At 61.0% G+C, this 7,863-nt stretch carries 6 protein-coding genes; 1 reads left to right on the top strand and 5 read right to left on the bottom strand.

Going from position 1 to position 7,863, the window contains the following annotated elements; genetic code table 11:
* From WX88_RS22675 to nfi, 4 genes are all read right to left on the bottom strand, one after another.
* Window positions 1–1,293 (bottom strand): DUF3857 domain-containing protein (locus WX88_RS22675; protein WP_156176358.1); only part of this gene is annotated, 1,293 nt, incomplete at its 3' end.
* 84 nt (window positions 1,294–1,377) lie between these two features.
* A complete protein-coding gene (locus WX88_RS22670; RefSeq protein ID WP_046246707.1) occupies window positions 1,378–2,613 on the bottom strand; it encodes an MFS transporter in 1,236 nt (411 codons plus the stop codon).
* Between the two features lie 157 nt (window positions 2,614–2,770).
* Complete coding sequence (locus WX88_RS22665) at window positions 2,771–3,667, bottom strand: ion transporter (protein WP_052733004.1); 897 nt, start codon at window positions 3,665–3,667, stop codon at window positions 2,771–2,773.
* Between the two features lie 539 nt (window positions 3,668–4,206).
* On the bottom strand, window positions 4,207–4,869 hold the full coding sequence (gene nfi, locus WX88_RS22660; RefSeq protein ID WP_046246706.1) for a deoxyribonuclease V: 663 nt from the start codon (window positions 4,867–4,869) through the stop codon (window positions 4,207–4,209).
* Window positions 4,870–5,272: 403 nt separating this feature from the next.
* Between nfi and WX88_RS22655 the strand changes: the two genes are divergently transcribed.
* Window positions 5,273–5,701 carry a BLUF domain-containing protein gene (locus WX88_RS22655; RefSeq protein ID WP_052733003.1) on the top strand — a complete coding sequence of 143 codons (429 nt, stop codon included), beginning with the start codon at window positions 5,273–5,275 and terminating at the stop codon, window positions 5,699–5,701.
* Window positions 5,702–6,398: 697 nt separating this feature from the next.
* Here WX88_RS22655 and WX88_RS22650 read toward each other — a convergent pair.
* The gene (locus tag WX88_RS22650) at window positions 6,399–7,784 is read right to left on the bottom strand and encodes a DASH family cryptochrome (RefSeq protein ID WP_052733002.1); all 1,386 of its coding nucleotides are present in this window, start codon (window positions 7,782–7,784) and stop codon (window positions 6,399–6,401) included.
* Between the last annotated feature and the right edge of the window lie 79 nt (window positions 7,785–7,863).

Genomic DNA, 7,863 nt, shown 5'->3' with positions numbered 1-7,863 from the left:
GTCTTTGCCACCGGGCAGCGGCACCAGGGCCACCACGTAGTTGAACCGTTCGAGGAGCGGAAATTCCCGGCTGATTTGGCCGTGGTCGCGGGTGCTGAGCAAGACAGGATGGACCGGGATTCCGGCATCGCGCAGGGCCGCGATGAGCATCAGATTGACATCGGCTGCCGAGCCACGGTGGGCATCGAAGGCCTTGCGCAGCGGCTCTCGGGCGTAGTAGCCGTCGTGGCCGTCGTAGCGGATGGCGGCCATCACCACCTCGCGCACGGCCGCGGTGCGGGCCGCTAGCTCGGGGTAGCGGGCCGGCACGCCCTGGAGCTGGTCTTTCAGAAAGCCGACGTGCCCAAGCCGGCCCCCAAAATTCTCGCTGCCAAGCAGGTGCTCGCTGTTTTGCTCCCAGCTGCCGGTCAGGTCGTGGTAAGGCTGGTCGGGCCACTGCTCGCCGGTCAGCTCAAAGTCCAGCCGGGCGAGGTAGTCCCGAGCCGTGGTCATATATGGTTCTTCCTGAAACGCCGGTACGTCCTTCAGGGCCCACTGGTGCTCTTCGGTGGGCGCCATAATGTTGAGGCTGCCCGTCACCTGCCCGGAGGAGAGCCCGGCGCCATTCGGCAGTTTGTCATCAACTATCAGGTTCACCGAGCCGATGCTGGGCTTATTGACCGCAAAGGCAAGATTGCCCTGATAGATGATTTTGTAGCGATAAAAGGTGGGAATGCTCACCCGGTACTCGCTCCAGCGCACCGGCACGGTCCACTGAAACGTCCAGTCCTGGAAATTAAATAGAAAGTCCGACCGCAGCGTGTAGGCGTACTCAATCACGGCGCCCTCGCGCACGTTGGGCAGCGTAAACTTTTGCACGTTCACGGTGGGCGTGCGCTTCTCGATAAAGGCGTTGCCGGGCTCCAGCTTGGTTTTCTCCACCGCACCGTTCACCAGGTTGTAGGTGAAGCCGCGCAGGTTTGATATCTTTTCTTGGTCGCCGTCGCGGTGGTAGAGCGGAATTTCAATCGTCGCCATGTCGTAGCCCGCTTTCTTGAGGATTTTAATGCGCGTTACCCGCTCAAAAACCACTTCAAAGCCGCTGCCCTTGCCCTTGAGGCGCGAGGTACCATAGTCGCACAGCACCACCGCCGCGGCGCTGTCGGCCGCGAAGGGCGCGGCCGTGAGGTCCTTTTTGTCAACCTGACCAAATTTAACTGGCTCCGGTTGGGCCCGAACAGGCCCGACTGCCAGACAACTGCCCAGTATTAGTAGTACCCGCCGCCAGTGGCGCAGCAGTAGAGTTGCTTGCATCAGCAAAAAAGAAAAGGAGTAGATAGTTTTGAATCCCCAAAAATAGGCCAATACTTTTAAATAATAGCCATTATTTAATTCCGCTCACACTACTTCTTCGGCCGATGGCACCGGGGCGCGTTCCTCGTCGGCAGCCACTATTGGGCCGCTCGACTTCACCATAAATAGGTAAGCCACGGCCAGCAGCACGCACAGCAGGCTGAGCCCGTGCACGTAGGGCAGGCGGCTGGGCTGGTTGGCGAATATCCAGCCGGCCAGCAGCGCCCCCAGGCCAATGCCGATTTCGAGGGCAATGTACATGGTGGCTACGCTGCGGCCCCGGTGCTCGGGGTGGCTCAGGTCGATAGTCCAGGCGTAGAGCGTAGGCGAATTCAGCCCCGTGCCGATGCCTATTACCACGGCCGCCGTCAGAAACCACGCCACCGACGGCGACCACACCAGTAGCGCCAGTCCCGCCGCCAGAATGCCCGCCGACAGCCGCAGCACCGGCACCCGTCCGTGGGTATCGGAGGCCTTGCCCGCCACCAGCCGGATGCCCAGCGAGGCCACCGTGTAGCAGACGTAGAACAGGCCCTTGGTCGAGCCCGTCAGGCCCAGCAGCCGGCTCTGGTCGGGCACCACGGTGAGCACCGCGCCGTAGGGAAACAGACACAGCAGCGTAACCACGGCCGGCGCCAGCACGCGGGGCTCCAGCACCTCGGTCCATTTCAGTTTCAGCAGCCCCAGGCTAAAGCGCCGCCGCTGCGCCTGGGGCAGCGTTTCGGTGAGAGTGCCCTGCACCAGCAGCGAGAGCAGGGCCGCCCCGCTGGAACAGTAAAACATGGTGTTCAACGAGAAGTGCTGCGCTATCCACGACCCGAACGCCGGCCCAAACGCCATGCCCAGCGACCCCGTCACGCCGAGCAGGCCCATAGCCTCGCCGCGCCGGCCCACGGGCACGATGTCGGCGATGAACGCGGCCGTCCCCGTCGGCTTGAACCCGGTGCTGAAGCCGTGGAGCAGCCGCAGCGTCAGAAAGCCCGTCACGGTGAGGGCCCAGGGGTAGAAAAACCCGCACACAAAGCACACCAACGAACCAAACACCATCACGGGGATGCGGCCCACGGTATCGGCCAGCTTGCCCGAAAACGGCCGCGACAGGGCCGCCGTGAGCGTAAACAAGGCAATGATGTAGCCCTTGTACTCGCCGCCGCCCAGCTGCGTGAGGTGGTCGGGCAGCTCCGGCAGCAGCAGGTTGAAGCTGAGGAAAAACAGAAACGACGACAAGCACATCAGCCAGAAGCCGAGAGAATACGGGTGGGAAGCGGGAGCAGTAGGCATGGACACCGTAAAGGTCGGCAGACTACCCTCGAATTAGTCGTATTTCTGTGGCTGGTTGGGTATTTCTTTACTTTATGGGGAGGCTAATTTTATATAACAATAGTGGTGTTTTGCTCGACGTTTGGCGTAGGCAGAATTAGTGTAGTAGGTCGGGGCATTAATTAGGTCGATTATACCCCCCGCGCAGGAGGCTGATGGTTTCGTCTTTAGCGGCGATGAGTTGGTCTTTCATCGCCAGTTGGTTGCGGAGCAAGTTTATTTCCAGCTTGAGGGAGTCACGTTCCTTATCAATATCAGTTAACTCTAGTGCGTGCTGCTCAGTGACATGCTCAGTAAAGCCAGATGCCAATAAGCCGGTGGGAATGGCAAACAACCCCAGCCCAAGCACGGCAATCAAACTGCTAAGTATTTTGCCTAGTGGTGTAATAGGATACACATCGCCGTAACCTACAGTAGTCAGCGTAGCTACACCCCACCACATGGTTTCGGGAATGGAACCGAACTTGTCGGGCTGGGCCTCGCTTTCGACGTAATACATCATGCTCGATACCAGAATGAGCATGACAGCAATCACACCAACGGTCACGAGCAGTTCGGGTCGTTTCCGGCGCACTACCTTCTGAATGAGCCGCAGTGCCTTCACGTAGCGCGTTACCTTCAGCACCCGGAAGAGGCGTACCACGCGCAAAAATCGCAAGTCAAAGCCCCCCAGAGTAAGATAAAAGGGCAGAATGGCCAGTAGGTCAATGAGGGCAAACGGCGTGAAAGCGAATCGTAGGCGCCCACTGATGGGGTGTCGGAAGCGTCGGTCTTCTACTGCTGACCAAACACGGGCCACGTACTCCAGGGTGAAAACATAGACCGATATTATCTCAATCCCGGTAAACCAACTACGATACTGCTGGTACAAGTGTGGTACCGACTCCATGATAACGGCCACCGTGTTAAGTAGTACTAAGCTGATAAGCAGGGTATCGGTAAACCGTTCGACGGTGGAGGAACCTCCGTCTTCAGCATCGAGCGCACGGTGAACAAAGTAGCGGAAGCTGCTCATGGGTAGAATGGCAGAGGGGACTAATTAGGCAGGTTATGCCCCCGCACAGGAGGCTTCAGTTTCTAAGCATGACTACTGCTAGCGCAGGTGCCTTGGGTTGTTTAATGGTGTTCGCTCCAGCGAATGAATGTGTAACCAACGTTCACGTGGCCGTATTGAGTAAAAGGACCTTGTTGCAATAGCGTGAGCGTATCGGGAGTAAGTGTTTTTATCTGCGTTCTTTTTGCCGGAAATGTTTGTCTAGGTTTGCGGGGTAAGGGCATCAGCCTTAAAACCCTCTCCCCGCCCAGTGAACAGCCATACTGGGTTCACGTTCTTAAAATGGTTTATTGCCTCTGCTAAGTAGTTTGCATTAGGTATAGAATTGCTCTTGCTAATATAATTATGCGTGTTTGTAGGGCTTTGTTCAATGTAATGAAGAATTTTGCGCTCATGGCCATGTTCTTAATCACTCTTTCTTAGTCGCTGACCTACAGAATTTTGCTTCATAATTAGTGGGTCAAAGAATACACCCTAGCTCAGTTGGGGCAATATCCATATCAGCCGATAGCCGCTAGCAATGCCTCGCGGGCGTATTTATCGGCTTGCCGGGTGGTTTCAGGCAGCCGCACGGCCTCACTCATTGCGAGCACCAGTTGAGCGGCCGTGGCCAGCGAAACGCGGTGCCCAACCGATACGAAGAGCGGGTTGATGCCCGTTTGCGTCCGCAGCACGAGGCCCAGCACCTCGTCGGTCGCCTCATCGAGGAGGGGAGCCGACGCTCCACGCTCCGGGTCTGGGCCTTCGTAGCGGCCAATGAATCGGGTTTTGCCGCAGCCGATGGTCGGGATGTCCAGCTCGACCCCAAGGTGGCAGGCCAGGCCAAACCGGCGCGGATGAGCCAAGCCGTGCCCATCGCAAATAATGACATCCGGTTGCCGCCGCAACTGCTGATAAGCTGCGAGCAGGGCCGGCATTTCGCGGAACGAGAACAAGCCGGGGATGTACGGAAAAGGGGCCCGCATAACATGAGTGGCCACTTCGAGCACTGCCTTTGTGTCGGCGTCCAGCAGCACGATGGCGCCGGCAATCTGGTCGCTGTGCTTGTCATACTCAACGTCGGTCCCGGCGATGACGCGCACCGGCCGGGGCAGCTCATCGTGCCGGATGACGCGCTGGCTCAGCGCCTGTTGAATGAGAATTGCTTCCGCCTCGGTTAGCATGACAGGTTTAGATTAGAGGGAGCCTAAGGTTAAGCACCGGCTCAAACATAGGACCATCCAACCTAAAGTAGCCGTGCCTACGGCCCTGGTCACCTCACCACAGCCCTCTCCCGCGGAGAGGCGAGCCAGAAATGCGCTCAACGAAATCGTCAGACTCCCCTCTCCACCGGAGAGGGGCCGGGGGTGAGGCGCCCGCCGCCCCACGAAAGCTCAACATTCCTCCCGACGCTCCCGCTACTCGATAGCAGGCTAAAAAAACGTAGCAGGAGAGGGGCTTTGGCCCGGCAAGCCGGGGCGCGGAAAGTGATAAATTATGGCCTCTGGTACTGCCCAGGCCATATTTTTATGCACGCCTTCTTATTTTACGGCTCAGTTATCTTCTTCTTTCCCTACCCGCCACCCGATGCACCAATTGATTTATATGAGCCAGGCCACGCAGCCTTTTTCCGACGACGACTTGGTTGCGCTGCTGCGACAATCCCGGCAGTGGAACGAGGAGCAGAATATCACCGGCGTACTGCTTTATGGCAACAAACAGTTTGTGCAGGTGCTGGAAGCCGACGTGCCCGCCTTGTGCGACCTGTACGGGAAGCTCCTGCGCGACCCACGCCACCAAACCGTGACCCGACTGGCCTATGGCCCAATTGCCGTCCGCCGCTTCGCGCAGTGGTCGATGGGCTTTCACACCGCCTCCGCCACCCAGCTGGCAGAAATCCAGGGCTACGCCAACCCCCGCCAGCTCAAGCTGCGCGACCCCAGCCAGAGCCCAGCCGATGGCCCTCTCTTCCAAATGATAGAGCGCTTTGCCCACAGCTCCACCAACGGATTGTAACTGGTGGCTTAGATGCCGCAGGGGCATACCTGGTAGGGTTGTGCCCTGTATCGACTAGTGGTTGGTCGGGCCCATGCGGGACCGCGCAAGTGGCGTAGAGCTATTAAGTTCTGCCCAGCTTGCGCGGTTTTGGCTAGGGTGGACAGTAACAAAATAAACGGTCATGCTGAGCTTGTCGAAGCATCTCTGCCGCGCAACGTAGTCAGTTACTATTGCGGTAGAGATGCTTCGACAAGCTCAGCATGACGGCCTTTTAGCATTGAAAAGACCCGTTGCTGATTACTTTCTACACACCCTAAGCCAAGCATTTTTCGAGGCCGGGAGGGAGGCGCACCGGTAAAACGGCCCGAATTGGACAGCATATCAATTTTATTCGTACAAGGGCGGCGCAGTCGAGATTTCCGGTGGGCGGTGACATGCAGAATCCCCAGCCGCGGGTGGGGCGGGGGATTCCCGGAACCAAGAGCCGCCGGCATCATCTGCGCGAGTTTAGCGCAGCGTAACTCGTGACAGTCTTCTGGGCGAGGCTGTGCCTCGCGATAGCACACAGCGCCGGGAGGAGCCGATGGTCACAGCCCCGCACTGCCGCTGGTGCGGCATTGGAGGCATAGCCTCCACGTCAGATAAGTTGTAGGCCCGCCGCGGCCAGCAGCAGTCGATTTTTCCGCGGAAAGCCCTGCGAAGGGGCCCGCCGGGGCTACGAGCGCCAGGTGCGCACGTAGCGCTGCTGCGGGTCGTAGCGCCGGGCCTGCTGAGCCACGTCGAAGGCGGTGTCGCGCACGTCGGTGCCAGTGCCGGCGATGTACTTCCAGTTGCCCCAATTCGAGGCCGCGTCGTGGTCGATGAGCAGGTGCTCGAACCAGGCCGCGCCCCAGCGCCAGTCCTGGTGCAGGTCGTGGATGAGGTAGCTCGCCGCGTTTTGCCGGCCCCGGTTGCTCATGAAGCCCGTGGCGGCCAGCTCGCGCATGTTGGCGTCGACGAAGGCGTTGCCGGTGCGGCCGGCGGCCCAGTCCGCAAACACCGCCTGGTCGGGCCGGATGGGCTTGGGCAACTGGTCGCGCAGGCCGCGCCAGCGGAAGAAATCGGGGCCCGTTTTCTGGGCCAGCAGGCGGAAATAGTCGCGCCACAGCAGTTCCAGCCGCAGCTGCATGGCCCCTTTGCTGCGGGCGCCGTGGGCGGCATCGTAGCCATCGATGGCCGCCCACACCTGCCGGGCCGAGAGACTGCCGTTGGCCAGCCAGGGCGAAAACTTGGTGCTGAAGGCCTCCCCCAGCATTTGGTTGCGGGTGTCGTCGTAGCGGCCGATTAGGTGGCGCTCCACGGCGTAGTCGTGCAGGCGGGCCAGGCCGGCGGTTTCGCCCCCGCCCAGCGCGGGCAGGGCCGAGCGGCGGTCGGGCACGGGCCGGGCCGCCGCCGGCTGCCCCAGCGCGGTGGCCAGGGCCTCGGCCGTGGGCTGCGGCGCGGGCGCAAACCCGCCGGGCAGGGGCGGCAGCTGGCGCGGGGCGGGCAGGGGAGGACGCACGCGCACGTGGGCCGCCACGTCGAACCGAAACTTGCTGAACGACAGCGGCAGCCGGCCCACGGCAATGGGCAGGTCGGCGGGGTGCAGCAGCGTCAGGGTTTCGAAGCGGCGCAGGGGCACCGCCGGGCCGAGGGCGGCTACCAGGGCTTCTTCGGCTTCTTCTTCCTCGGTGGTGTGCTCGGTGCTGGCGTGCACGGCCCCGGCGCCCAGCTGCCGGGCCAGGGCGGGCAGCACCTCCTCGGGCCGGCCCACGGCGAAGTGGATGCCCGAGCCCAGCGCCGCGTACCGCTGCTGCAGGTCGGCGAGGCTGTCGAGCAAGAAGGCCAGGCGGTGGGGCCCCGTGCGCGGCCGGCCCAGGTAGGCATCGGGCCCGAGCGCCACGGGGTCGAAGCAGTACACGGGCAGCAGGGCGGTGGTGTCGGCGGGCAGGGCCGCGAGGGCCTCGTTGTCGTGCAGGCGCAGGTCGTTGCGCAGCCAGTAGAGAACGGTCATTGCGGGAAATTTGGGCGGGGTGGCCGCCCAGCGGGCCCCGGCCTGTAGTTGGGAGATGAAGTGAACCATAGCGGAAGTAACTAAGGTGCCGTTAAGTTTAACGCCGCTTCCAACGGCCGCTCTCACCGGCCCGGCACACCCCCAAAAA

The organism is Hymenobacter terrenus, from assembly GCF_000972495.1.
GTDB classification, from domain to species: Bacteria; Bacteroidota; Bacteroidia; order Cytophagales; family Hymenobacteraceae; genus Hymenobacter; species Hymenobacter terrenus.
Note: the sequence above shows the minus strand (reverse complement) of the source record. Positions and strands in the feature narration are given on the sequence as shown.